Annotated in this window: 21 protein-coding genes and 3 tRNA genes; 12 read left to right on the top strand and 12 right to left on the bottom strand. The window is 65.5% G+C overall.

Annotated elements, in window-relative coordinates:
- Positions 1-134: 134 nt before the first annotated feature.
- On the bottom strand, positions 135-1040 hold the full coding sequence (locus ACT54R_RS15455) for a LysR substrate-binding domain-containing protein (protein WP_476327677.1): 906 nt from the start codon (positions 1038-1040) through the stop codon (positions 135-137).
- Between the two features lie 126 nt (positions 1041-1166).
- On the opposite strand from ACT54R_RS15455, the gene ACT54R_RS15450 reads away from it, so the two are divergent.
- The 7 genes from ACT54R_RS15450 to cynS all read left to right on the top strand — a co-directional run bounded on the left by ACT54R_RS15450 (position 1167) and on the right by cynS (position 6905).
- Entirely contained in the window at positions 1167-2201 is a 1035-nt protein-coding gene (locus tag ACT54R_RS15450) for an ABC transporter substrate-binding protein (protein ID WP_476327675.1), read from the top strand.
- A 63-nt stretch (positions 2202-2264) separates the two neighbouring features.
- Positions 2265-3020 carry an ABC transporter permease gene (locus ACT54R_RS15445; RefSeq protein ID WP_476327673.1) on the top strand — a complete coding sequence of 252 codons (756 nt, stop codon included), beginning with the start codon at positions 2265-2267 and terminating at the stop codon, positions 3018-3020.
- A complete protein-coding gene (locus ACT54R_RS15440; RefSeq protein ID WP_476327671.1) occupies positions 3008-3778 on the top strand; it encodes an ABC transporter ATP-binding protein in 771 nt (256 codons plus the stop codon). Before ACT54R_RS15445 ends, ACT54R_RS15440 begins: the two co-directional genes overlap by 13 nt.
- An 11-nt stretch (positions 3779-3789) precedes the next feature.
- Positions 3790-4455, top strand: coding sequence for a DJ-1/PfpI family protein (locus tag ACT54R_RS15435; protein ID WP_476327669.1), 666 nt, complete (start codon positions 3790-3792; stop codon positions 4453-4455).
- Positions 4456-4463: 8 nt separating this feature from the next.
- The gene (locus tag ACT54R_RS15430) at positions 4464-4760 is read left to right on the top strand and encodes a YciI family protein (RefSeq protein ID WP_476327667.1); all 297 of its coding nucleotides are present in this window, start codon (positions 4464-4466) and stop codon (positions 4758-4760) included.
- A gap of 110 nt (positions 4761-4870) precedes the next feature.
- The gene (locus tag ACT54R_RS15425; RefSeq protein ID WP_476327665.1) at positions 4871-6382 is read left to right on the top strand and encodes an AMP-binding protein; all 1512 of its coding nucleotides are present in this window, start codon (positions 4871-4873) and stop codon (positions 6380-6382) included.
- Between the two features lie 34 nt (positions 6383-6416).
- Entirely contained in the window at positions 6417-6905 is a 489-nt protein-coding gene (gene cynS / locus ACT54R_RS15420) for a cyanase (protein WP_476327663.1), read from the top strand.
- 346 nt (positions 6906-7251) lie between these two features.
- Here the strand turns inward: cynS and ACT54R_RS15415 are convergent, their stop codons facing one another.
- Both ACT54R_RS15415 and ACT54R_RS15410 read right to left on the bottom strand, forming a co-directional pair.
- Positions 7252-8685: an amidohydrolase family protein gene (locus ACT54R_RS15415; RefSeq protein WP_476327661.1), complete on the bottom strand. Its 1434-nt coding sequence runs from the start codon at positions 8683-8685 to the stop codon at positions 7252-7254.
- Between the two features lie 347 nt (positions 8686-9032).
- The gene (locus ACT54R_RS15410) at positions 9033-10013 is read right to left on the bottom strand and encodes a quinone oxidoreductase family protein (protein WP_476327659.1); all 981 of its coding nucleotides are present in this window, start codon (positions 10011-10013) and stop codon (positions 9033-9035) included.
- Between the two features lie 102 nt (positions 10014-10115).
- Between ACT54R_RS15410 and ACT54R_RS15405 the strand changes: the two genes are divergently transcribed.
- The 3 genes from ACT54R_RS15405 to ACT54R_RS15395 all read left to right on the top strand — a co-directional run bounded on the left by ACT54R_RS15405 (position 10116) and on the right by ACT54R_RS15395 (position 12649).
- Positions 10116-10967 (top strand): LysR family transcriptional regulator, encoded by an 852-nt coding sequence (locus tag ACT54R_RS15405; protein WP_476327657.1) that lies wholly within the window; start codon positions 10116-10118, stop codon positions 10965-10967.
- Positions 10968-11570: 603 nt separating this feature from the next.
- Positions 11571-12182 (top strand): recombinase family protein, encoded by a 612-nt coding sequence (locus ACT54R_RS15400; protein ID WP_476327655.1) that lies wholly within the window; start codon positions 11571-11573, stop codon positions 12180-12182.
- A complete protein-coding gene (locus tag ACT54R_RS15395) occupies positions 12179-12649 on the top strand; it encodes a hypothetical protein (protein WP_476327653.1) in 471 nt (156 codons plus the stop codon). The genes ACT54R_RS15400 and ACT54R_RS15395 overlap by 4 nt, the downstream gene beginning before the upstream one ends.
- A 753-nt stretch (positions 12650-13402) precedes the next feature.
- Here ACT54R_RS15395 and ACT54R_RS15390 read toward each other — a convergent pair.
- From ACT54R_RS15390 to rlmB, 9 genes are all read right to left on the bottom strand, one after another.
- Positions 13403-14647: an AAA family ATPase gene (locus tag ACT54R_RS15390; protein ID WP_476327651.1), complete on the bottom strand. Its 1245-nt coding sequence runs from the start codon at positions 14645-14647 to the stop codon at positions 13403-13405.
- Positions 14644-15267, bottom strand: coding sequence for a hypothetical protein (locus tag ACT54R_RS15385; RefSeq protein WP_476327649.1), 624 nt, complete (start codon positions 15265-15267; stop codon positions 14644-14646). Before ACT54R_RS15385 ends, ACT54R_RS15390 begins: the two co-directional genes overlap by 4 nt.
- Complete coding sequence (locus ACT54R_RS15380; RefSeq protein ID WP_476327647.1) at positions 15264-15566, bottom strand: hypothetical protein; 303 nt, start codon at positions 15564-15566, stop codon at positions 15264-15266. Before ACT54R_RS15380 ends, ACT54R_RS15385 begins: the two co-directional genes overlap by 4 nt.
- A 347-nt stretch (positions 15567-15913) precedes the next feature.
- The gene (locus tag ACT54R_RS15375) at positions 15914-16159 is read right to left on the bottom strand and encodes a helix-turn-helix domain-containing protein (RefSeq protein WP_203197057.1); all 246 of its coding nucleotides are present in this window, start codon (positions 16157-16159) and stop codon (positions 15914-15916) included.
- A gap of 108 nt (positions 16160-16267) precedes the next feature.
- Positions 16268-16849, bottom strand: a complete 582-nt coding sequence (locus ACT54R_RS15370; RefSeq protein ID WP_476327645.1) for a hypothetical protein — start codon at positions 16847-16849, stop codon at positions 16268-16270.
- 4 nt (positions 16850-16853) lie between these two features.
- Positions 16854-18056, bottom strand: coding sequence for a tyrosine-type recombinase/integrase (locus ACT54R_RS15365; RefSeq protein ID WP_476327643.1), 1203 nt, complete (start codon positions 18054-18056; stop codon positions 16854-16856).
- 166 nt (positions 18057-18222) lie between these two features.
- A tRNA-Thr gene (locus ACT54R_RS15360) sits at positions 18223-18297 on the bottom strand.
- A gap of 126 nt (positions 18298-18423) precedes the next feature.
- Positions 18424-20091: an MFS transporter gene (locus tag ACT54R_RS15355; RefSeq protein WP_476327641.1), complete on the bottom strand. Its 1668-nt coding sequence runs from the start codon at positions 20089-20091 to the stop codon at positions 18424-18426.
- A 327-nt stretch (positions 20092-20418) separates the two neighbouring features.
- The gene (rlmB, locus tag ACT54R_RS15350; protein WP_476327639.1) at positions 20419-21276 is read right to left on the bottom strand and encodes a 23S rRNA (guanosine(2251)-2'-O)-methyltransferase RlmB; all 858 of its coding nucleotides are present in this window, start codon (positions 21274-21276) and stop codon (positions 20419-20421) included.
- Positions 21277-21576: 300 nt separating this feature from the next.
- On the opposite strand from rlmB, the gene ACT54R_RS15345 reads away from it, so the two are divergent.
- Positions 21577-21661 (top strand) — tRNA-Tyr (locus ACT54R_RS15345).
- Between the two features lie 133 nt (positions 21662-21794).
- Positions 21795-21868, top strand: a tRNA-Gly gene (locus ACT54R_RS15340).
- Positions 21869-22009: the final 141 nt, after the last annotated feature.

The following is a 22009-nucleotide window of genomic DNA, read 5'->3' as shown; positions in this document are numbered from 1 at the left end:
GCTAGGCGCCCCGGAATTTGCGGCAACGCACCGGGTCGGAGCGCCTACCCTTACCCTACAAAACCTTTAGGTTGCGTTCATGATGCGTAATCGCAACCGAATGTCCAATATCAATGCCAATAGTTCCAATTTGATCACTCGAATATTTCGTCGATCAACCACTCCACGAAAAGGTCGACGAGCGCATCGGGGCGGCTTCTGGGGCGTACCAGCCAGTAGTGGAACGGAGATGGCAGTTCCTTGTGCCAGGCTGGCACGAGGCGACCTGACGCAAGGTCTGCAGCGATAAGCCGGCTGCGGCCCACCACAACGCCGAGGCCATCGGCAGCTGCGCTCAGGGCAATGGCGCTGTCGGTGAACATGAGGCCACCCGTCGGCGGATCGGAAACGCCGACGCTCGCGAACCACTCGGCCCATCCGACCGGCATCAGGTCGTGAATCAACGGGAAGCGCGCAAGTGCCGTCGGGCTTTCGACAGGCCCCAACTCGCGCAACAGACCCGGTGCGCACACCGGCAGGGCATGTTCGTCGGCGAGGAACTGGGCATCGACGCCGGTCCAGCCACCGGCCCCGTAGCGGATGCAGCAGTCGAAGCCGTCGCGCTCTGGATCGGACAGAGCGGGCGAAGAGGACATGCGCAGCTCCACATCGGGGAACCGCTCCGCAAATGAGCGCAGGCGCGGCGCCATTCGCATCGAGGCAAGTGCCGGCAGGACATCGATAGACAGGCGTCGCTCGCGCCCCGCCGGCCGCCGCGCGCCGCGCGTCGCGAGCCGGCTAGATGCGGCGTGCAGGCGGCGCAGGGCTGGGCGCACCTCAAGCAGATACAGCCGCCCCGCCTCGGTCGGCTGAAGGCCGTGGGGCAGGCGCTCGAACAGGCTGACGCCGAGGATTTGCTCAAGGGACTTGATGCGCTGGCTCACCGCCGAGGCGCTAACGTTGAGTTCTTGTGCAGCGCCGCTGAAGCTCATCTGGCGCATGGTGGCATCAAAAAAGGGCAGAGCATCGAGGGGAATGGTGCGGAGGGAAGGGTTCATCATACCGGGAGCATAAGCATAGCTTACCCTCAGGGACAGAAGTTTGCGTTCGCCATTCACCGGGAACGGGTGCGTAATCGGCTCAAGGATCGCACTGCAGCACTACAGAAGAACCAGAGGGACCGGATCATGGCACGCACGTCCTGGCGCACTCGAGCCGCAGCAGCATTTACACTCCTCGCCGCCGCCTTTCCCTGGGTAAGCCTGCCGGTGCGGGCAGAGACTGTCAGCGTTGAAGTGGCCTACCTGCCGCTCATGGGCATCGCCCCCTTGTTCGTGATGGACCAGGAGGGATGGGCGAAGCAGGCCGGTGTCGACCTCAAGCTCACCAAATTCTCATCCGGCCCGGCCATCATCCAAGCGCTGGGCTCGGGCAAGTTCGACGGCGTGTACATGGCGGTGTCGCCGGTGCTGGTGGCCAAGAGTGCCGGAGTCGATCTCAAGATCATCGCCGCCAGTGGTCGGGAATCCCACGCTTTTCTCGCCGCCGGCCAGTTGGCGGACGCGTTCAAGGATGCGCCGTCGCCCAAGGCCGCATTTGCAGCTTTTGCCAAGGTCAACGGCCGTCCCGCCAAGGTCGCCTCGCTGCCACGCGGCAGCATGCCCGACACGCTTTTGCGCTATTACATGGAGCAGAACGGCCTGACAGCCGAGGATGTCCAAATCCTGAGCCAAGGCGAGGAGCAGGTGCGGCAAGCAGTGCTGGCGGGTGCCGCAGACGGCGCGCTCATGCCCGAGCCGATCATCACCATCCTCGAACGAAAGATGCCGACGGCCAAGGTGGTCGCCGACGGCCACGCGCTGATGGCGGGCCATCCCGGGTTCGTGCTGGCCTTGCGCTCGTCCTTCATTGACCAGCACCCTGACGCTGCGGCAAGGATCGCGGCTCTCAACACCCGCGCCGCGGCCTTTATCCAGGCGGATCCGGAGAAGGCTGCGGATGACATCTTCGCCTTCTTTGGCAAGGGGTTGATCGACAAGGACATCATGGTGGCTGCCCTGAAGTCGCCCTACAATCCTCCGCTCGATCGCCTGTCTGACATCGTCAGCGGCTCCAGGAGCCTGCAGGACTACCTCGTGAAGATCGGCTCGCAGGCCAAACCCGTCGACATTGACGCCCTGTTCTACGCACCCGCGCTCACCCAGAGCAGCACCTCCAAGTAGGCTTGAGCGCAGCCCTCCACCCGTCAGGTTCGAGACAGGCAGGGCGGCGCGCAAGGAGCGGTCATGAAATCACCCCTCGCAACCAACACGCTCATCCAGATGGTCAGCGTCCTCGGCTTCCTGGCGGTATGGGAAACGGCCTCTCGCACCCACGCCGTCTCCTCGCTGATCCCCCCGCCCTCCAGCGTGCTCTTCGCGTTCCAGCGCGAGCAGGCTGACGGAACCTGGCTCACCAACGTGACGGCGACGGTCTCCCACTACGGATGGGGCGTCATCGTGGGCACGCTTCTGGGCATCGCGCTCGGCTATGCGGCGGCGCTGTCGCCGGTGGTCGAGGCCTGCCAAGAGGGCGTCGCGCGGCTCCTGCGGCCGATCCCGCCGCTCGCCTGGGTACCATTCGCCATCATCTGGTTCGGCATCACCGAGCTGGCCGCCGCCTTCATCATCGCCATCGGAGCGTTCTGGGTGAACTACTTCTCCGCTTATTCCGGCGTCCAGGCCATCGACAAGCGCCTGTTCGAGGTGTGCGCCACCTTCGGCCAAGGGGGATGGTGGGCGCGGGTGTCCAAGGTGGTCATTCCCGGCTCGGCGCCGAGCGTTCTGGCCGGCATCCGTTCCGGCCTCGGCATCGGCTGGTTCGCCGTGCTCTCGGCGGAACTGTTCGGCATCCCTGGCATCGGCCAGCGGATGCAGGAGGCCTCGGGTGTGCTCGCAACCGACGTGGTGCTTCTCTACATGGCCACGATCGCGCTCTGCTACACGGCATGTGACACGGCGATGGCCCTGGCCAGCAAGCGGATGCTGCAATGGCTCGCGTGAACACCCTTCCGATGCCGCCCGTCGTCGTCGAGCTGTTCGACATCAGCCTCGGCTACGGCAAAAGGGCGGAGCCCATCCTTACCGACGTGAGCTTCTCGGTGCGCCAAGGCCAGTTTCTGGTGATCGTGGGTCCGTCGGGGGTCGGAAAGTCCTCGTTGCTTCGTGTGGTCTCGGGGCTGGTCAAGCCGCAGAAGGGCGACGTCTACGTGCAGCCGCAGACTCGTCGCGAGAGCCGGGCCCTTGGCTTCGTGTTTCAGGATCCGCTCCTCTTGCCTTGGCGTCGGGTTCTCAAGAACGTCGAGTTGGGCCTCGAGGGGCTGATCCCCTCGCGTGCCGAGCGCCGTGACCGGGCGCTCGAAGCCCTCTCCTTGGTGGGGCTCGAAGGCCACGCCAAGAAATGGCCCAACGCCCTCTCCGGTGGCGAGCGCCAGCGTGTGGGCATCGCCCGGGCGCTGGCGGTGCAGCCCTCGCTGCTGCTGATGGACGAGCCGTTCGGAGCGCTCGACCCCGGTACCCGCGAGGCGCTGCAGGATGAGCTTCTCGCCATCTGGGAGAAGACTGGCACCTCGGTGATGTTCATCACCCACGACATGCACGAAGCGACCTACCTCGGCGATCGCGTCATCGTGCTGGGCGGAAAGCCCGCCACCATCGTCCACGACATCCTCGTGGACGAGCCCCGCCCGCGCCTGCGCGCCGCCCACGCCGAGGGCGACTTCGCAGGCTTTCTCTACAAGACCTTCAACTCGAAACGATAAGGACCAGTCCCGTGAGCAATGCAAAAAGTGGATTCCGCCTCGGCATCTATGTGTGCAAGGACGCAGAAGTGGTGGATTTTTCCTCGCCCTACGGCGTCTTCTCGGTGGCGCGACGCATCCAGCCGGATCTCGACGTTTTCCTCATCGCCGAGACCCTGCGGCCGACCCAGGCGGCGTCGGGCTTCACGGTGTATCCCAACTACAGCTTCCGCGATGTGCCGGCTGTGGACGCCTTCCTCATTCCCGGCGGTCCCGGCCTGAGGCCGGAGCAGTACAATGGTGGCCTGCACGCCTATATCCGCTCGCTGCCTGAAAGCTGCCTCCTCACCAGCGTCTGCACCGGCTCGTGGGTCTACGCTCGCATGGGGCTGCTCGACGGGCGCACCGCCACCAACCGGAAGAACCCCGACCGGCTGGAGCGCAAGGGCATCGGCAAGCTCCCCATCGAGCAACTGGCGGAGATGGCTCCCACCTGCCGCATCAGCCGCGCCCGCATTGTCGATACCGGCCGGATCGTGACCGCTGGCGGCATCGCCTCCGGGATGGAACTCGGTTTCCATCTTCTGCGGCGTGCCGGCATGGACGAGGACACCGTCGCGGAGGTCGCCCAGATCATGGAGTATGAGACCGGCTGGGCAGCCTACAAGAACGATGTCGAATATGCCCTCTCGGCCTGACGCGCGCCATGGCTCGCTGGGTCTGCATCTTCGAGGACACGCCGCAGATGCTCGAAGTGAGGAACGAGCGGCGCGCCCTGCACCATGCCTACCTCAGGGCAAACGAGGGGCGCATCCTGATCGCAGGCGGCCTCAGCCGCGAGGATGGCCTGCCGCCTGACGGGGGCCTCTGGGTGATGGAGGCCGCCGACCGGGAGGAGGCGAAGCGAATCGTGGAGAGCGATCCCTACTTCGTCCCGGAATATCGCAGCTATCGGCTCTTCGTCTGGAACAAGGTGCTCAAGGACCGGACTGCAACGCTTTGACGGGCCGACGCGGTCGCTTGCGCAACTTGCACGTCTGCGTCGGTCCCATCCCCTCGCCCCTATCGGCCCATCCGGCGACGGGAGCCGCACCAACCCGCCGGGAGAAAGATTTGGCCAACCCTTTGATTGACCACTTCCTGCTGCCCCGCAGTGGCGGCCATCGCCCCTTCGTCCGCATGGGCGATGACATCCTTAGTGAGGGCGACTTTGTCGGCCTCACCGCGCGCCTTGCCCATGTGCTCGCCGCCCACGGCATCGCAGCCGGCGACAGGGTCTTGGTGCAGTTGGAGACCCAGCCGCTGGTACTCGCCTTGTTCCAGGCGTGCCTCAGGCTCGGCGCCGTCATGGTGCCGACGAGCCCGGGCTTTTCCGCACGCACGGTGGCCGACCTCACGGGTCACATGGCACCGCGCATCGTCGTGTGTCGTGCCGAGATGGTTACCGCGTTCGTCGCCCTCATGCCGGGCGTTCCGGTGCTTGGCGCAGCGGGCGGCGAGGAAAGTCTAGTGACATTGGCAGCAGGCGCGCCGGAGCACGCCGCCATTGCTGACGTTGCCGGGGAGGATACGGCCCTCATCCTCTTCACCACCGGCACCAGCGGAACACCAAAGCCCGCCGCCCTGTCCCACGGCGGCATGCGGGCGAACGCGCAGGCTCTGGTGGAGGCGTGGGGCATCGGACGTGACGACGTGATCTTCCACGCCTTGCCGCTCTACCACATCCACGGCCTTGTGGTGGCGACGAACGTCGCCCTCGCGAGCGGCTGCGGGATCGTCATGCTGCCCAAGTTCGATACGGCTGAGACGATGGAGCAGGCGCGCGAGGCCACCATCATGATGGCGCCCCCAGCCCACTACGTGAGCCTTCTCGCGCGATCCGACTTCATCGTCGCGGCCTTACCGCGCATGCGCCTTTTCATCTCGGGCGGCGCCATTATTAGCCGCGCTACGCATGCGGCGTTCGAGGGGCGCACCGGCCGCCGCATCGTGGAACGCTACGGCATGACCGAGGGCGGCATGATGACCAGCGCGCCGCCAGAAGGTGAGCGGCGCGTGGGCAATCTGGGTCGCCCCCTGAGGGGCACCGACGTGCGCATCTGCGATCCGTTGACCGGCGATGCACTGCCCGAGGGCTGCGCCGGGGAAATTGAGGTGCGCGGGCCAGGCGTCTTCCGCGGCTATGCGCGCGCCGGCGGATTGGATCGAAGCGATTTCCAGCCGGACGGGTTCTTTCGCACCCGCGACCTCGGCTGTCTCAACGCCGATGGGACACTCGAATATCTCGGCCGCGCCAGCGAATTGATGGACCTCGGGTGCGGGCCCATCGCACCCGCCATGATCGAACGGCGCATCGAGCGGTTGGACGGGGTAGTCGAAGCGGTAGCGGTGGAGGATAGGAGTGCCGACCGTGCTCCTGGTCTGTTCCTAGCCATTGTCGCAGACGCCGACGCCATTCTCGACGAGTCGACTATTGCCGACGCGATCGCGGATCTGCCGGAGATCCGCGGTGTCCCGCTCGTCATCGCGTTTCCGGCTGCACTGCCGCGCACGCCCAGCGGCAAGGTGCAGAAGCGCACGCTGAAAGCGGACCTGGCGCTCAGCACGAAGGCGCCAGCGGGTTGATGCCTCATCCAGACCAAGCACTGAGGAGACAGACATGAAGCGCGAGCAACTGACCGAGAAGCTTCTCGACATCAAGCGCGAGAAGTGCTGGACCTGGAAATACATCTGCGAGGAGATCGGCGGCATGTCGCCGGTGCTGGTCGTCGGCGCGCTGCTGGGCCAGATGAAGCTGGTGAAGCCGCTGGCGAAGAAGGCCGCCGATCTGTTCGGCCTCTCCGAGGTGGAAGAACGGATGCTCAACGAAGTGCCCATGCGCGGCGCCGGCACGCCAATGCCGCCCACCGACCCTCTGATGTACCGCTTCTACGAGCTCGTCATGGTGAACGGGCCGGCCTGGAAGGCGCTGATCGAGGAGGAGTTCGGTGACGGCATCATGTCCGCCATTGATTTCAACATGGAGATGGTGCGCGAGCCGAACCCCAAGGGCGATCGCGTGCAGATCACCATGTCCGGCAAGTTCCTGCCCTTCAAATATTACGGCAACGAGCAGGGCATTCCAGACTACGGCTTCAAGGAGGGATGATTCAGCATGAACCTGTGTGCCTGCTCCTGAGCAGCGGCTTCGAGTTGTAAATGCGCCCTGTGATGGAGGGGGCTCGTGGCGGACGATGCACGTTTTTTCGAGGCCGCCGCCTGCCCTCAAAATGCAGGGTGATCTGACCATCTAAAGCAAAGGGCGGCAACGTCGAGTGCCGCCGATTGGTGATCTCTCATCCCCACGCGCCAGTTACGCGATACCGGATGATTTGGGATCCAAAAAAAATCGCGGGTCCGGATCGTTTTCGGGTCTGTTGCGCGGATGAGGTACCTGCGCCTCAGTCGGACGCCGTTTTTGCCCTCAACCGGACAGCCTCCGGGAATTTCCAGCGCTACGGCAGGATGTTCTTGTGGACTCGCCCGTCCTTCATCACCACGGCGAGGTTCCGGGCCGGATCCTCAAGCAGCCGGATGTCGGCGACTGGATCGCCGTTCACTACCAGGATGTCCGCCAGCGCTCCGGCCTCGATCACACCCAGCCTGCCGTCATAGGGAGAGCGCAGCCCGGAGAGCGCCAGCAGTTCCGCGTTCACGGCCGTGGCGATGCGCAGCGCCTCCGCGTTCGAGTACCAGTTGGCGAGATGGGTCAACATCACGCTCTGCCGTGGAGCGAGCTCGGAAGAGAACAGCAGGTCCGAACCCCAGGCCGCCTTGATGCCGAAGCGTCGGATGAAGTCGTAGACCTTCGGCGTGCCGGCGAAGAGCCGCTCGGCGCGCTCCGCCGCCGGGCCTGTCAGCACGCCAGTATCGGCCGGGGTGAGGAAGGGCTGCATGGAAAGCCAAACGCCCTTTTCGGCGATGGCCTGCGCCGTGGGCTCGTCCATCAGGTGCCCATGTTCGATGCAGGCGGCGCCTGCCCGCAGCGCTCGCTGGACGGTCTCGGGCGCATAAGCGTGCACCGCGACATAGGTGTTCCAGTCGCGCGCCACCGCCACCGCGGCGCGCAGTTCGTCCTCGCTGAAGGTGGAAGTGTCGAGCGGGCTGCGAGGCGAGGACACCCCACCACCGCCCACCACCTTCACCTGAGAGGCGCCTTGCAGCAGTTGCTCCCTGATCCGCTGCTGCAGTCTACCGGCATCATCCGCGATCGCCGCAGCGCCCATGCGCTCGCTCAAGGAAAGCCGGTCGCCGTCGCGGGGAATCTCCGACGGCAGGCGCAGATCGCCATGACCGCCCGACGTCGTGATCATCGCGCCCGAGGGGAAGATGCGCGGGCCGACGATGATCCCGCTGTCAATCGCCTGCCTGAAGGAAAAGACGGGTCCGCCCATATCGCGCACAGTGGTGAAGCCGCGCAACAGTGTCCGTCCGGCCTCCGCCGTTGCGGACGCGAAGATGATGCCGGGGTCGCCGGCCAAAAGGACGTTCAGCGGGACGGCCGCATAGATCGCGTGCCAGTGCGCGTCGATCAGGCCCGGCATGAGGACGCGGCCGTCGCAGTCGATTATCTGCGCGCCGTGCGGAGCCGGGTTCATGGCGGTGTCGACCGCCGAGATGCGATTTCCCTCTACCAGAACCTGAGCCAGGACGAGGCCCGTGCCTGAGCGTCCGTCGAACACCCTTGCGCCCCGGAACAGGATGCGACGCGGCGCCTGCGCTGAAGCCGTGCCGCTGGCCAAGCCGGCAACGCTGGCTATGGCCCCGGCGAGGAAGTGCCGCCGCGAGAAGGCGTCGAGACGCCGCGTGGCTTGCCGAAGCGCAGGATCGCAGCAGCCGCACCCGTTCGAACCCGCGAGGTGGCCGTATCTCTTGCCCAGTCGCAGCATGACGCTTGCTCCCTCGCCTCGCGCAGGATGGCTGCCATCCCGCCGGTACGCTGGCGCGAGAGTGGCCTCTTCGTAGGGCGCGAGCAAACGCCGCCCTGCCGCTCCGCTCGGGCCGGCCCTGAGAAGGAACAAGGCAGCATCGATATTCCGGACATTTCTCCAGCCTGAAAAATTTCCGACCCGGGAGCTTTTTGGGCTCAGTTGCGTGGGAGAGGCACGGCGCGTCGTTCGATCGCCAGTTTCCCCCTCTCTCGCTCTGGGCCGGCCGCCGCCGCGCTGGCCCGGGAGGCGGAGGACACGACTGCGGTCCGAAGCTCGCCGAAGCTGGTGCTTCGTTCCGATGAAGCCTACGGCACCAAGAGCAGCGATCCCGTGGTTTCACCCCGCTCGAGCATGACGTGGGCGTCGGCGACGCGAGCGAGTGGCAATTCGGTCCCAATGGTCACAGGCAGCCCGGCGGTGATCTCGCTGAACAGATCTTCCGCTGCCGGCCGGTAGGCTGAGAGATCGGCTGCATATGTGAACACGCTCGGCCGGCTAAGGGCCAGAGAGCGGCGCGCGCCAAGCTCCGTCAGAGGCAGTTGCGGCAGCGAGCCGGAAGCCTGGCCGATGCTCGCCACCATTCCGAAAGGGCGCACGGTATCTAGCGTTCGAACGAGCGTCTCGCCCCCGATGCCATCAATCGCAAAGTCCACGCCGTATCCATCGGTCAGACGGCGAACCTCGGCGACGAAATCTTGCTCTCTGTAGAGGATCACATGGTCGGCGCCTTGGGTGAGGGCCAGTTCCGCCTTGGCGTGCGAGCCGGCGGTGCCGATCACGCGCGCGCCAAGCCGCTTCGCCCATGCGGTCACCAGCAGCCCCAGCCCGCCAGCAGCCGCGTGGAGAAGGATGGTTGTGCCAGATCCCACCGGAAACACGCGCCGCAATAGCATGTGGGCGGTGACGCCGCGCAGCATGGCCGCTGCGGCGATGCGGTCTTCGATCCCATCTGGAATGCGAACGAGCCGGCTCGCCGGAATGTTGCGGGCCCGCGCATATCCCCCCAATGGCAAGCCGGCATAAGCCACGCGCTCGCCTGCAGCCACCTCATGCACATCCGGGCCGATCTCCTCGACCACGCCTGCGCCCTCCACACCAAGCACGGCTGGCATTTCGCCGACCGGATAGAGGCCGCTGCGCTGGTAAATGTCGACGAAGTTCACGCCGATCGCGGTATGGCGGATGCGGACTTCTCCGGGCCCTGGAGCGGGAAGGGTGCGGTTTGCGGCGCGCAAGCACTCGATCCCGCCGGGCGCGGTCAACTCTATGGCGAAGGTGGTGGTCATTGCGGATCCCCTGTGAGGTCGCTGGAACCCTAGCCGCGATGGTTCTGGGCAGAAATTCCTGATAAATGCGCACTCTCTGGTGATTTTTGCGCAGACGTGCCGATGCTGAACTGGGACGACCTTCGCTTCTTTGTCGAGCTGGCGCGGTCCGGGAGCCTGTCCAAGGCCGCGCGGCAGCTTGATGCCGACCATTCCACCGTCGCCCGGCGCATCGCCGCGTTGGAAGAAGCGCTTGCCCTGAAGCTCTTCGACCGGCTGCCACGCGGATATGCGCTCACCGACGACGGTGAGCGGCTGCTGGATCGCGCAGGCCTCGTAGAACAGGCGGTGCACGGGGTGCAGCGCTTCGCATCCGGCGCCGCACCGGGGATCGTCGGGCGGGTCCGGATCAGCGCGCCGCCTACGCTTGCGAGCCACTGGCTGGTGCCACGCCTCGCGCCGCTGCTCGCTCGCCATCCCGACCTCAAAGTCGATGTTTCCGGCACACCTGCCGCCGCGCGCCTGTCTCGGAACGAGGCGGACCTTGCACTTCGCCTGTCGCGACCGCAGGAGAAGGGGCTGGTCGCCCGACGCCTGGGCAGCCTCGCCTACGGACTCTATGGCGCACGGGGCTATGTGGAGGCGACGCCGGAGCCGCGCCGCGTCTATCTGGGCTATGACGAGGAACTGGCTCGCTCCCCGCAGCAGATCTGGCTCGAAACGGTGGCGCAAGGTCGCCCCGTCGTGTTTCAGAGCAACGATCTCTCCAGCCTCATCTCGGCGGTGCGCGCGGGCATCGGCCTCGCCGCTCTCCCTCACGTGCTGGCAAGGCAGGACGACCTCACTTGCGTGATGGAGGGCGAGGTCTCGCGGGAGCTCTGGCTCGTGGTTCACCCGGACCTTAGGCGCGCAGCCCGCGTGCGGGCGGTCATGAACCATGTCATCGAGGTGTGCCGCGAACTGAACCACCGCTGAGCAGGGGCGACGCGGACTTTTCCGGGACGATTTCCGAGCCAGAAAAATCCTGAACCCGGATGATTTTCGGGTCTGTTGCGTGGGCGAAGCAGGAGCCCCGAAGGCGCGCCCGGTTTTTGCCCCCCACCCCTCCCGCGCTTTCTCGCGTGCGAAGTGCCCGGGGTAGGGGGTGCCTCGCCGACCGCGGGCAACTGACCCGCGCAGTCATCGATCGCCGGCTAGGCACGGCCGTAGCGGGGCAGCCAGTTCGGGTCAGGATGAGAGGCGCGTCCCTGCGCACCGGTCCCTTGGTCGCTGGGCAGGTGCGCTGCGGCCGGCGCCAGCAGCCTGACCGTGGACCGGCGCGGAGATGCACGGCCTCCCAAGCACTGGCTGGGCGGATGGGTTGAGCGACGCCGAGCTTCGGTGCGATCTGCGGATCGTGGGGGCAGCGCGTGGCCGCTCGTCTGCCACGGGCGTGACGCATTCGAGGCCATACCGAAAAGGCCGGCGGAATTGGGCCGTGTGCGCCCTTGCGCCGCAATGCTTTGCGAAGGCCCTTGCGCACATACCGTAATCAATCATAATCGGTATGTTCACCGCGCCCACTCTGGAGCCGCTTCCATGTCTCCGAAACCCCGCCGTCGCGTTGCCTTTTACTTGCGCGTCAGCACCGACGGTCAGACGACCGAGAACCAGCGCCGCGAACTGGAAGCCGTCGCTGAAAAGGCCGGCTGGCAGGTGATGACTACTTTCGAGGACGCGGGGATCTCCGGCGCCAAGGGTCGCGACAAGCGGCCAGGCTTCGATGCAATGCTGAAGGCCGTGACCCGCCGGGAGGTGGACATGGTGGCCGCGTGGTCGGTGGACCGCCTGGGCCGTTCAATGGCCGACCTTATCGCGTTCCTCGGCGAGCTCCATGCCCGCGGCGCCGATCTCTACCTGCACCAGCAGGCTCTCGACACCTCGACGCCCTCTGGCCGGGCCATGTTTCAGATGATGGGCGTGTTCGCCGAGTACGAACGCGCGATGATCCAAGAGCGCGTGAAGTCCGGCCTTGCCCGGGCGAAGGCACAGGGCAAACGTCTGGGCCGGCCGACAGTCGGACCGGCGGTCGAAGCGCGCATCCGTCAGCTTCGGGCCGACGGGATGGGCGTGCTCAAGGTGGCGCGCACCCTCGGCATCGGCGTCTCGGCGGTGCAGCGGGTGGACGGCGAGCGGAGCGCCGAAGCATGAAAGCGCTCAATATCGCTGGATTGGTCTTCGTCGGAGCCGGCTTCCTGTGGCTCTACCTGGCCGCCTTCGGGCTCCCGCTGTCCCCGCCTACGCCTCCGCTACTTCAGAGGGACGGAAGCGGGGACGGCGGAGGAGGCGACTGGCGGATCGGCGGATGCATCCTCATCTACGACTATCGCAAGCGGGGCGCCGCGGAGCCGTTGGAGAGGCATGGTGAACTGACCAATCGCCTAGCGGCTCGTTTTCCGCCGGGCAGTTCGGCCACGGTGCTGGAGGGGGTGCTGCTCGCTCAAGGCTTCGACAGACTGACCCCGTGCGAGAATGATGCATCGATCCATCGCGCGATGTTTCAGCAGTATGGCGGCGGTTTGCTCGTGCATCCGATGACCGCTGTGGTCGCTTGGAAGGTCAAGCCGAGCGATGAGTTGGAATGGGCCCAGGGGGTCATCTGGCTCGAAGGCCTCTAGCAGGGGCTTCGACATCTGCCCGCATCGATCCCGACGGCAGCCGGTCCCTCCGCGCGGTGGCCGCAGCACTGGAAGCCGAGGGCGTTCCGAGCGTCAACGGCGCCGAAGGATGGACCGCTGCCGGCGTCGCCCGGCTCCGCAAGCGCCTGGCCCCGGCTGATCCCGGCGCTCCGCCCACCGCTCCGCCTGCCAAGCGCTTCCTGCCGACGCCGGATGAAGGCGCGCGTGCAAATCGCCTAGGAGGGCCGCTCAGAGTCAAACGCGGCGCCGGACGGCCCTGACCTCGCCGGACGCGCTGAATGGGCGCCAGCGGGCTCCGGAGGTCAGCGGCGGGGTTGTTTCGGAGGTGTTGCGCGGTGAACCTACCTCACTCCCACACCCCCAATTCCCCCGGCTTCAGGAGCGATCCACCATAATCCACACCTTGTTTCCGGACATTCTGGTAGCTGCTGCCGTGCTCGACCCGCTTCCCCTTTCTCAGGGATGATGACAGTGCATCGATAGATGAGCATCCCGCCCGAGGGCGTAGCGCCCTCTCCAGAGGGGCAGCGCAGCGCCCTCTATGGGCGCAGGGGGTATGGGGGGTTGGAAGACAGGGGCGTTGGAAGGTTTCGAGCCCCATTGGAAGGCAGAAGCAGGGCGTTGGAAACCGTTTTCGCCGCCTGTTGGAAGGCGCAGAGGGGGACGTTGGAAGGGGTTGGAAGGCGTTGGAAGGGAAATGTGCCGCGTTGGAAGGCGTTGGAAGATCTTCGATCAGGCTCCGGCGAGGACGATCCGATGGCGGGGGCGCGAGGGCGATCCGCCCACATGCACCGCGATTTTCCGCTTCTCGAACAGACGGTCCATGGCCTGCTTCAGGGTGACGCTCTTCAATCCCTCTGCTCGGTGGTCTTTCGCGAAGACGGCCGGAGCGAACGTTCTGCTGGGATTATGGCTCACGTCGCGTTTCTCGGCGATGTACGTCGTAAGCATCCGCAAGAACACCTCCTCGGCGTGGTCCGCAGCAGCCTGCGCACCATATGCTGCCGTGCCCTGTACCGGGATCGGCACGAAGACGCCGCGTTGCCAGCGAACCCGCAGCTCGAGGCCCTTCTGAGCATAGTTCGCCTTCATGGTGGCTAGCCGGCGCACGTCCGGGTCGGCCTCACCGCCATCTTCCCCCTTCATGCGCTCGAAATAGAGCCGGCTGCGAACCGAGTTCCCCCAACCGAGAGAGCCGGAACCGCCGTCGCCGCGCGCGAGGCCGCTGGCGGAAGGATGATCAAGCAGCAGCGTGGTGTACTGCAGCCGGATCGAGGGCGACCGCAGGAGCCCGATGAATTGCCGGGCGTGCGCACGCTTGATTTCGTCACCACCGAAGAGGTCTGCCTTGGTATCGAGCGCGAGAAGCGAGGGTCGAACCATTTCCACTCGCTTCATCAAAGCGTGAAAACGCGGCGTCGGTTCAAGATTGCCGGCCTTATTGGGCACCGCCAGCAAAGCATCCTCGCACTCGGCCAACGGAATAATTTGGAGCCCAGCTCCGACCAAGTGGCTGAAGTTCAAACTGAGATCGTCGACGATTGCCGCGAACCGGCGATGGAGCTCGTCGAGATCATCTTCGGCAGCAACGTAAATAACCGGCCCCTTCTCCACCGGCATGCCAAGCCACGGTCGCCCCAAGACGGTGCACACCGCAAGCTGCATCGCCAGGGTGGATTTCCCGGTACCGCCATCGCCGGAGAGGATGGTCACCGTCTTTCTTGGGATGTAGTTCTCGACGTGCCACTCGCGCTCCGGCACCTCGACCCCATCGAAAACTGAGGCATCGAGCATCGGCGCCAAGCGTGCGATATCATCGGCCGTCAGCTCCCCGCTACTGTCGGGATGTCGTGCATCAATGGGCGCTGCGCCGAACCGAGGATCTGCTGCCTGCTCCGAGCGGCTCTGCGCACTGCTGCGCCGCCGTTCCCGCCGCTCCAGATCGTCGGCCTCATCCAGCGACAGGTCGTGGGTCACGCGGCCCCCCGGTGAATGGAGGAAGCCGGCACGCGGATCCGGCTCGTCGGGAACGCCCGGCCCATGAGGCGGTGGAGCTCGCGAGCGTGGTCCAGATCCTCTGCCAGCAGGTTGCCCAGTGCTCCGGCCAGCCGGGCTCCGGCGCGCCGCTCGTCCAGCACGACGACGCCGCAGCAGCCAGCGCGGAGCCAGGAAAGCGGGTGCCGGTGGACGAACAGCGGCCGTCCGCCGAAGAACGACGCCGGATTGTCCACCTGATCGGAGCCCAGCAAGTCGGCGCGGCCGGCCGCCATCGCGAACTCGGACGGTCGATCGACGGGCCACGCGACGTGATCAACGATCCAGCGTTCGCCGTGCTCGATCTCCAGCGCTTCGATAACCACCGCCAGTTCACCAGCGGGATCGATGAGAAACCGCCGAGGCGGCGGAGAGAATGCGCAGCGGGCCAGCGTCAATGAACCGGCCAACGTATCGAAGAGCCGCAGGTCGAGCGCCTCATGGGCGATGAAGTCGCGAAGCTGCGCGAAATTGTCAGCCGCTGCCTCGCCGACACCGCAGCCGGCGAGGATGAGGTCTCCGAGGTCGCGAGCGATGGCGTGGTCGGGATGGGCGGCCGTCATGCCCGACCTCCCTCGGTCCGCCAAGCCGCACAGAGCCGATTGAACTCGCGGAGGAAGAGCAGGCCGACGAAATCTCGAAAGCCTCCAGCGAGATCCCCTCCGCCGGCCTCGCCGCGCGGGTAAACGGCCCCGGCGCAGTTGCGAACCGCCAGCAAGGCGCGATCGCACACCTCTTGGTCGGTCATTCCCGACAGCTCGCCGTGAGGGCGTAAGCATTGCGCAAGCAGGGACACTGCGGCCTCGCGTGCAATCTGATTGGCGAGCGCGACGTGGTCGTCCATTTCGGGAGGAGCTGTCATGACGCGCCTCCCGTCCGATCGACCACGAGCCAGCCGGCGCGCTGGTACTGCAGGGCAAGCCAGTGAAGATCGCGACGCGAGAAGGAATCTGCCACGACGGTGCTCTGGCCGTTCTCGTCAGTCGCTTCGAGCCAGAACAAGCGCCGGCCCAAAGACCCGTCGCCCGACCCGGCAACGAGCCCGCTATCCAGCACTACGCGCGGCCGGACGGGCCGGCGCGGAGGCGCGGTGCGTTGAGGCAGGGAGGTGGAAGAGGGAAGCTCATGGTCGCCGTTCGCCCGAACCGCAGTCCCAAGAGCCCCGCGCCGATCCCACCCCGGCGCGGGGTTTTTCGTTGCGGCCATCGATCAAGCCGCCCGCGTCTTAGGCTTCATCCGCGGGAGCGATGCTGCCCAGGCGTCCGCCGATTCCACAACAATCAGCGTTTTCCGCCCGAGCTTGACCGCTTCGATGGCGCCCTCATTGATAAGCTTGTAGGTGGTCACATGGCTGACGTTGTTTTCCGCGCAGAAGTGCTTGATCTCTTGGAAGCGCGGGCGACCGCTCGCGGCCTCGTTCGTCTGGAGCGCGGGCTCGGTGCTGCCGATCGACATCTTAACCTCACGAGCATTTAGAACCATGAATGCTTCGTGAGCAGGCCAGCGGGGGCGCCGGCAATCAATGTTGCAAAATCAGGCCGTGCAAATTTGCTATAGCGAAATTCAATCCGCGGATTTTGCATGGGGAGGAAGCCACGCCTCAGCGGCCTTTTTCCACAAGTCCACAGCGTCGCTTCCCTCTGGTAGTTGGGCGAATATAGACAGCAATCCTTGTGCAGCTGGCTCATCGCGCGCCTCGGCGTAGCGGCGCTGCAAGCTCACAGCAGATCTGGATCCAAAGGCTCCCGATTGATGGACGGCCCTGCATGCCGCGGCCTCAGACCGCCCCTCGGCCAACAGCGCCTGCACGGTTGTGAATAGTGAAAGACGGGCTTCCGCCGTCCATTTTTGACTTGGCCCACTTCTCGTTTTTTTCTCCACTCTCATGCCGGGAACGTGGTGGTCGACAAGTTTTAACAAAAGTAGATCTCTTGCCCCATCGGCATCCCGCGGGATGCCGTAGAAGTCCAGAAGAAGACCCAATTTTCGCGCGTATTCGGACAGCTGAATTTTATGCATATCAGAGATTAAATTCTGAACGCCCTCGCTCGAAGAAAGGGGAATTCGCTCGGGTACAGGAGCGATCGGTGTAGCTAGGTCACCAGCGTAGGGCGGATAGGTCGCGTTCAAATTAAACTTGACCATTGCCCTAATCCTTTTCCAATGCCTTGGTCGCCAATGCGTCGAGGTGATCCGCCCACCACTGCATCATCCGGACGCGCTCATCCCAGTGCTCGCCGCGGGCATATGCTTTTCGAACTGCATTGCCGTCGAGATGGGCAAGCTGGCGCTCGATGGCGTCCGCGTGCCATAGGCCGCTCTCGTTCAGCAGCGTGGACGCGGTGGCCCGAAAGCCGTGAGGGGTGACTTCGTCGTTCGCATAGCCTAGCCGTCGCAGGGCCGCGTTCATCGTGTTTTCGCTGATCGGGCGGAGCACGGTGCGGATCGAGGGGAAGGCGAGCCTTCCCCGTCCTGTGATCTGGTGCAGCCGCTTGAGGATCGCTACTGCCTGTCGGGGCAGGGGGCTCCGATGCGGACGTCGCATCTTCATGCGCGCCGCCGGAATGGTCCATTCGGCCTTTTCGAGGTCGAACTCACTCCATTCCGCCATCCTGAGTTCGCCAGGCCTCGGAAAGAGGATCGGCATGAGCTGCAGTGCAGCTCTTGTCGTGGGTTGCCCGTCGAAGCCGGCAATGGCCCGAAGCAGGGCGCCAAAAGCTTTCGGGTCGGTCACCGCCGGACGATGCACGACCGTCGGGGTGACGAGAGACCCTTTCAAGGCGAGGGTCGGATCTCGATCCGTGCGAGCTGTCGCAGCCGCATATCGGAAAACGCGTCCAATAGTCGATCGGAGCCGGCCGGCACTTTCATGTCGGCCCCGTGCCTCCATCTTTTTCAACACCGAGAGCACCTCCGCTGCGGTGATCTCCGAGATTGGACGATTTCCAAGTTCCTCCCTGGCGAACCCCAACAGCCAAGCGACCTTGTCCAGCGTTGTGGCGGACCGATTTTCCTGAGCCAGCTTTTCCAGAAGCTCGTCGGCGATGAGATTGAACGTGTTCGCTGCCGCCGTCTGACGCGCAGCTTTCTCCGCCTTTGCCTTCGCGGCTGGATCGACGCCCCCCGCCAAAGCCGCCTTTGCCGCGTCCCGTGCCTTTCGGGCGTCGGCGAGCCCAACTGCCGGGTAGGCGCCGAGCGCGAGCTGCTTCTGTTTCCCTTCGAATCGGTAAGCCAGGCGCCAAAGACGGCCGCCCGTGGGGGTGACCAGCAGGTGGAGGCCGCCTCCGTCAGACAACTTCACGGGACGCGGCTGGGGCTTGGCGGAACGAACGGCGACATCAGAAAGCGCCATATTGTTGGCATCCGGATTTGTTGGCACCTGACGATGCCAACAATCATGCCAACAAATCCACTGAATGCCAACACCTGTAGGCTTACGCCCGCTAACGCCGATCCCGCTGAAAATCCTGTATTGGCGCCATTTTATTTACGTCGATGAATGTCGGCGAAGGGGGGAATGGTGCCGGGTGAGGGGATCGAACCCCCGACCTTCGGTTTACAAAACCGCTGCACTACCGCTGTGCTAACCCGGCTACGGCCCATGATCTACCAGCGCCTCGATGGCTGAACAAGCCGGAGGCCGGGGGAAATGAAAACGGCCCCGCCCGGGGGCGGAGCCGTTCGATCGGTGAGTGACGCGCGGCGGGCCGCGCGTGTCCTCAGTGCCAGTGATCGATATTGCGATCCTTGGTCTCGGGAACGAACAGAAGGCCGAGGACGAAGGTCATCAGCGCGATCACGATCGGGTACCAGAGGCCGTAGTAGATGTCGCCGGTGGCGGCCACCATGGCGAAGGCGGTGGCCGGCAGCAGGCCGCCGAACCAGCCGTTGCCGATATGGTAGGGCAGCGACATGGAGGTGTAGCGGATACGGGCCGGGAACAGCTCCACCAGAGCTGCCGCGATCGGGCCGTACACCATGGTCACGAAAAGCACGAGGATGAACAGCAGGCCGATCACCGCCGCCACCTGCGGGCGGAAGATGTCGAACGGATGCGCCATCTTCACCACGTCCTTGTTGGTCGCCGCCGACGGGTAGCCCGCCGCCTGGAGCGCCGCGAGGGCCGTCTTGTTGAAGTCCGGCGAGTAGGGCACGACCGTATCGTTGATCTTCAGCTGCACCGGGGAGCCGGCGGGCCCGGCCTCGGTCGAGTACTTCACCGAGGACTTCGCGAGGAAGTCGCGGGCAAGGTCGCAAGGCTGGGTGTAGATGCGGGTTCCCACCGGGTTGAACAGGCTTCCGCAGTTCGCCGGATCAGACACCACCGTGACCCGGATGTTCTGGATCGCCTTTTCCAGCGCCGGGTTGGCGTAGGTGGTGATCATGTTGAACAGCGGGAAGTAGCTCGCCGCAGCGATCAGGCAGCCGGCGAGGATGATCGGCTTGCGGCCGATCTTGTCGGACAGCCAGCCGAAGAACACGAAGAACATCGTGCCGAACACCAGCGACCACGCGATCAGCAGGTTCGAGGTGTAGCCGTCGACCTTGAGGATCGATTGCAGGAAGAACAGGGCATAGAACTGGCCCGTGTACCAGACCACGCCCTGGCCGGCGACGAGGCCGAACAGCGCGATCAGGACGACCTTGAGGTTGCCCCACTGGCCGAAGGCCTCCGAGAGCGGCGCCTTCGAGGTGGTGCCCTCCTCCTTCATCTTCTGGAAGGTCGGCGATTCGGAGAGCTGGAGACGAATCCAGACCGAGATGCCGAGCAGCGCGATGGAAACGAGGAACGGCACGCGCCAGCCCCAGGCCGCGAAATTCTGCTCGCCCACGATGGTGCGGGTGAACAGGATCACGATCAGCGACAGGAACAGGCCGAGGGTCGCCGTGGTCTGGATCCACGAGGTGTAGAAGCCGCGGCGGCCATGCGGGGCGTGCTCCGCCACGTAGGTCGCGGCGCCGCCATACTCTCCGCCGAGCGCAAGGCCCTGCAGCAGTCGCAGGCCGATCAGGATGATCGGAGCGGCGATGCCGATGGACGCCGCGTTGGGCAGGATGCCGACGATGAAGGTCGACAGGCCCATGATGAGGATGGTGACGAGGAAGGTGTACTTGCGCCCGACGAGATCGCCGATGCGGCCGAACACGATGGCGCCGAAGGGGCGCACCAGGAAGCCGGCGGCGAAGGCCAGCAGGGCGAAGATGTCTCGGGTGGCCGGCGGATAGGCCGAGAAGAACTGCGCGCCGATGATCGCGGCCAGCGAGCCGTACAGATAGAAGTCGTACCACTCGAATACGGTGCCGAGGGACGAGGCGAAGATAACCTTCTTCTCCTCCCGGCTCATGGGACGAGGCTTTGCTGCCGCCCCCGCTGTTGTCACGCTCATGGAACCACTCCCTCCCATCGCTTCGGGGCTCCGCCGCCGGCGGATGTCGGACCCAACAGGTCCTGCGAGAGAGGGTCTTTTCGGCGCAAGCCCACAGCGCCGTGCGCACGCGGGGGTGCGACGGTTCTCAGGGCGTTCCTCCGGTAGACCCTCTGGGTTCCGCGTCATTGTTGGCGCGCGGATATCCCGCAGGGCTGGGCGCGCACGGCGCGCCGAGCGGTATCATGGCGAAGGTGTGGCCACCTTACGATTGGTCATTGGTCTTAGGTGCAAGGCGAAAAATGCGTGCGCCGCAGCATCGCAGCACCGCCGGCGGCCCGCCCCGCTTCAGCTTCTCTTCATCGCGCGTCGGGCGATGCCCAGCGCCAGGGCGGCCGCGTTCGAGACGTTGAGGCTCTTGATCGCGCCGGGCAGGTCGATGCGGGCGAGCACGTCGCACGTCTCGCGGGTGAGCTGACGCAGGCCCTTGCCCTCGGCACCCAGAACCAGGGCGAGGGGCGCCCGCAACCGTGTATCCTCGATGTCCGCCGGCCCCTCGCTGTCGAGGCCGACCACCAGCATGCCGTTGTCCTTCAGCTCGGTGAGGGCCCGGGAGAGATTCTGCACGAGGCAGAACGGCACATGCTCCAGCCCGCCCGAGGCGCTCTTCGCCAGCACGCCGGTGGCGGCCGGGCTGTGGCGGGCTGTGGTGACGATGGCGCTGACCCCGAAGGCCGCCGCCGAGCGCACGATGGCGCCGACATTGTGGGGGTCGGTGATCTGGTCGAGCACGAGGAGCAGTTCGCTCTGCGCGAGGTCCTTCAGGGGCGGAGAGCGCAGGTGATCGACCTCCGCGAGGAGGCCCTGATGCACGGCATCCGGCCCCAGCAGCTTGTCGATGTCGCCGGGGCGCACCACCTCGGGCGTGACCGGAGGCACGAGACCCTCCTCGGCCAGGCGGTTGATCGCGTTTTCCGTCGCCATCAGCTTGCGGAAACGCCGCTTGGGATTGCCGATGGCCTCGGCGACCGTGTGCCAGCCATAGAGCAGGGCGACGTCGTCGGCGCCGGCCCACGGGGGCGGCTTGCCGCCGCCCTTGCCCTTGCGCGGGGGAAAGGGCGCGCCGGAGGGGCGTGGGCCACCGCGGCCGGCGAAGGGCGGGCGGGCGCCGGGGCGGCGCGGTTCGCGGGGCGGACGATCAGACATGCCGTGGCTTTGTCAGACCCCGCAGCCGCGCGCAAGGGGCGACGGGGTTCGCAGAGGCGTTTCGGTGCGCCATGTTGCGGCATGCCCGGCCAAGCCGTCCACAGGTGCGCGGATTGCAGCGCATGGTGGGGCGATTTCCGGTTGACTTCGGCACGGCGTTTTCACATAAACCCGGCCTCGGATGGCGATTTGAGCTTGCGCTCTGCGTCACCTTGGGCCGCTGGGGCTTTCCTGCATCACCAGTCCGGCTCGAAGCCTTCCTGCTCCGGCATGAAGGTCCGCGATGACGGGCGTCGTCATGGAGGGGTGCCCGAGTGGTTAAAGGGGACGGACTGTAAATCCGTTGGCTCTGCCTACGTTGGTTCAAATCCAACCCCCTCCACCACCCGTCGTCGCAATGCGCTCGAAAGGGCGTGGGGCCGGTGTCAGCCGGTCCGCGGAAGCAGGACGGGGCCGGCCGCGCCGGCCACCCGCCACCTCTTCCGCCCTACGGACCGGCATGGTAAGCCAGCCGGAATGCGGGTGTAGCTCAATGGTAGAGCAGCAGCCTTCCAAGCTGAATACGAGGGTTCGATTCCCTTCACCCGCTCCAGCCTTCTTTCAGAATGCTCTTCCCGAGTTCCGGTTCGCACCACTGCGGCCGCGGCCTTCCCATTGCCGGGGCTGTGACTGACGGATGCGTGATTCGCCTGGCGAGCGCAGTTCGCCCGCGAGGACCGCGCCAAGCGCCAGC

The sequence above is a fragment of the Xanthobacter sp. DMC47 genome (assembly GCF_056313845.1).
This window is presented reverse-complemented; position numbering and strand designations above follow the sequence as displayed.

Bases quoted from the DNA above. Each gene is read 5' to 3' on its own strand.
- ACT54R_RS15365 (WP_476327643.1), bottom strand. From the start codon at position 18,056: ATGGCGCTTTCTGATGTCGCCGTTCGTTCCGCCAAGCCCCAGCCGCGT.
- ACT54R_RS15410 (WP_476327659.1), bottom strand. From the start codon at position 10,013: ATGACCACCACCTTCGCCATAGAGTTGACCGCGCCCGGCGGGATCGAG.
- ACT54R_RS15380 (WP_476327647.1), bottom strand. From the start codon at position 15,566: ATGACAGCTCCTCCCGAAATGGACGACCACGTCGCGCTCGCCAATCAG.
- ACT54R_RS15375 (WP_203197057.1), bottom strand. From the start codon at position 16,159: ATGTCGATCGGCAGCACCGAGCCCGCGCTCCAGACGAACGAGGCCGCG.
- ACT54R_RS15370 (WP_476327645.1), bottom strand. From the start codon at position 16,849: ATGGTCAAGTTTAATTTGAACGCGACCTATCCGCCCTACGCTGGTGAC.
- ACT54R_RS15440 (WP_476327671.1), top strand. From the start codon at position 3,008: ATGGCTCGCGTGAACACCCTTCCGATGCCGCCCGTCGTCGTCGAGCTG.
- ACT54R_RS15385 (WP_476327649.1), bottom strand. From the start codon at position 15,267: ATGACGGCCGCCCATCCCGACCACGCCATCGCTCGCGACCTCGGAGAC.
- ACT54R_RS15445 (WP_476327673.1), top strand. From the start codon at position 2,265: ATGAAATCACCCCTCGCAACCAACACGCTCATCCAGATGGTCAGCGTC.
- ACT54R_RS15430 (WP_476327667.1), top strand. From the start codon at position 4,464: ATGGCTCGCTGGGTCTGCATCTTCGAGGACACGCCGCAGATGCTCGAA.
- ACT54R_RS15450 (WP_476327675.1), top strand. From the start codon at position 1,167: ATGGCACGCACGTCCTGGCGCACTCGAGCCGCAGCAGCATTTACACTC.
- ACT54R_RS15455 (WP_476327677.1), bottom strand. From the start codon at position 1,040: ATGATGAACCCTTCCCTCCGCACCATTCCCCTCGATGCTCTGCCCTTT.
- ACT54R_RS15405 (WP_476327657.1), top strand. From the start codon at position 10,116: ATGCTGAACTGGGACGACCTTCGCTTCTTTGTCGAGCTGGCGCGGTCC.
- ACT54R_RS15400 (WP_476327655.1), top strand. From the start codon at position 11,571: ATGTCTCCGAAACCCCGCCGTCGCGTTGCCTTTTACTTGCGCGTCAGC.
- ACT54R_RS15415 (WP_476327661.1), bottom strand. From the start codon at position 8,685: ATGCTGCGACTGGGCAAGAGATACGGCCACCTCGCGGGTTCGAACGGG.
- ACT54R_RS15395 (WP_476327653.1), top strand. From the start codon at position 12,179: ATGAAAGCGCTCAATATCGCTGGATTGGTCTTCGTCGGAGCCGGCTTC.
- cynS (WP_476327663.1), top strand. From the start codon at position 6,417: ATGAAGCGCGAGCAACTGACCGAGAAGCTTCTCGACATCAAGCGCGAG.
- ACT54R_RS15355 (WP_476327641.1), bottom strand. From the start codon at position 20,091: ATGAGCGTGACAACAGCGGGGGCGGCAGCAAAGCCTCGTCCCATGAGC.
- rlmB (WP_476327639.1), bottom strand. From the start codon at position 21,276: ATGTCTGATCGTCCGCCCCGCGAACCGCGCCGCCCCGGCGCCCGCCCG.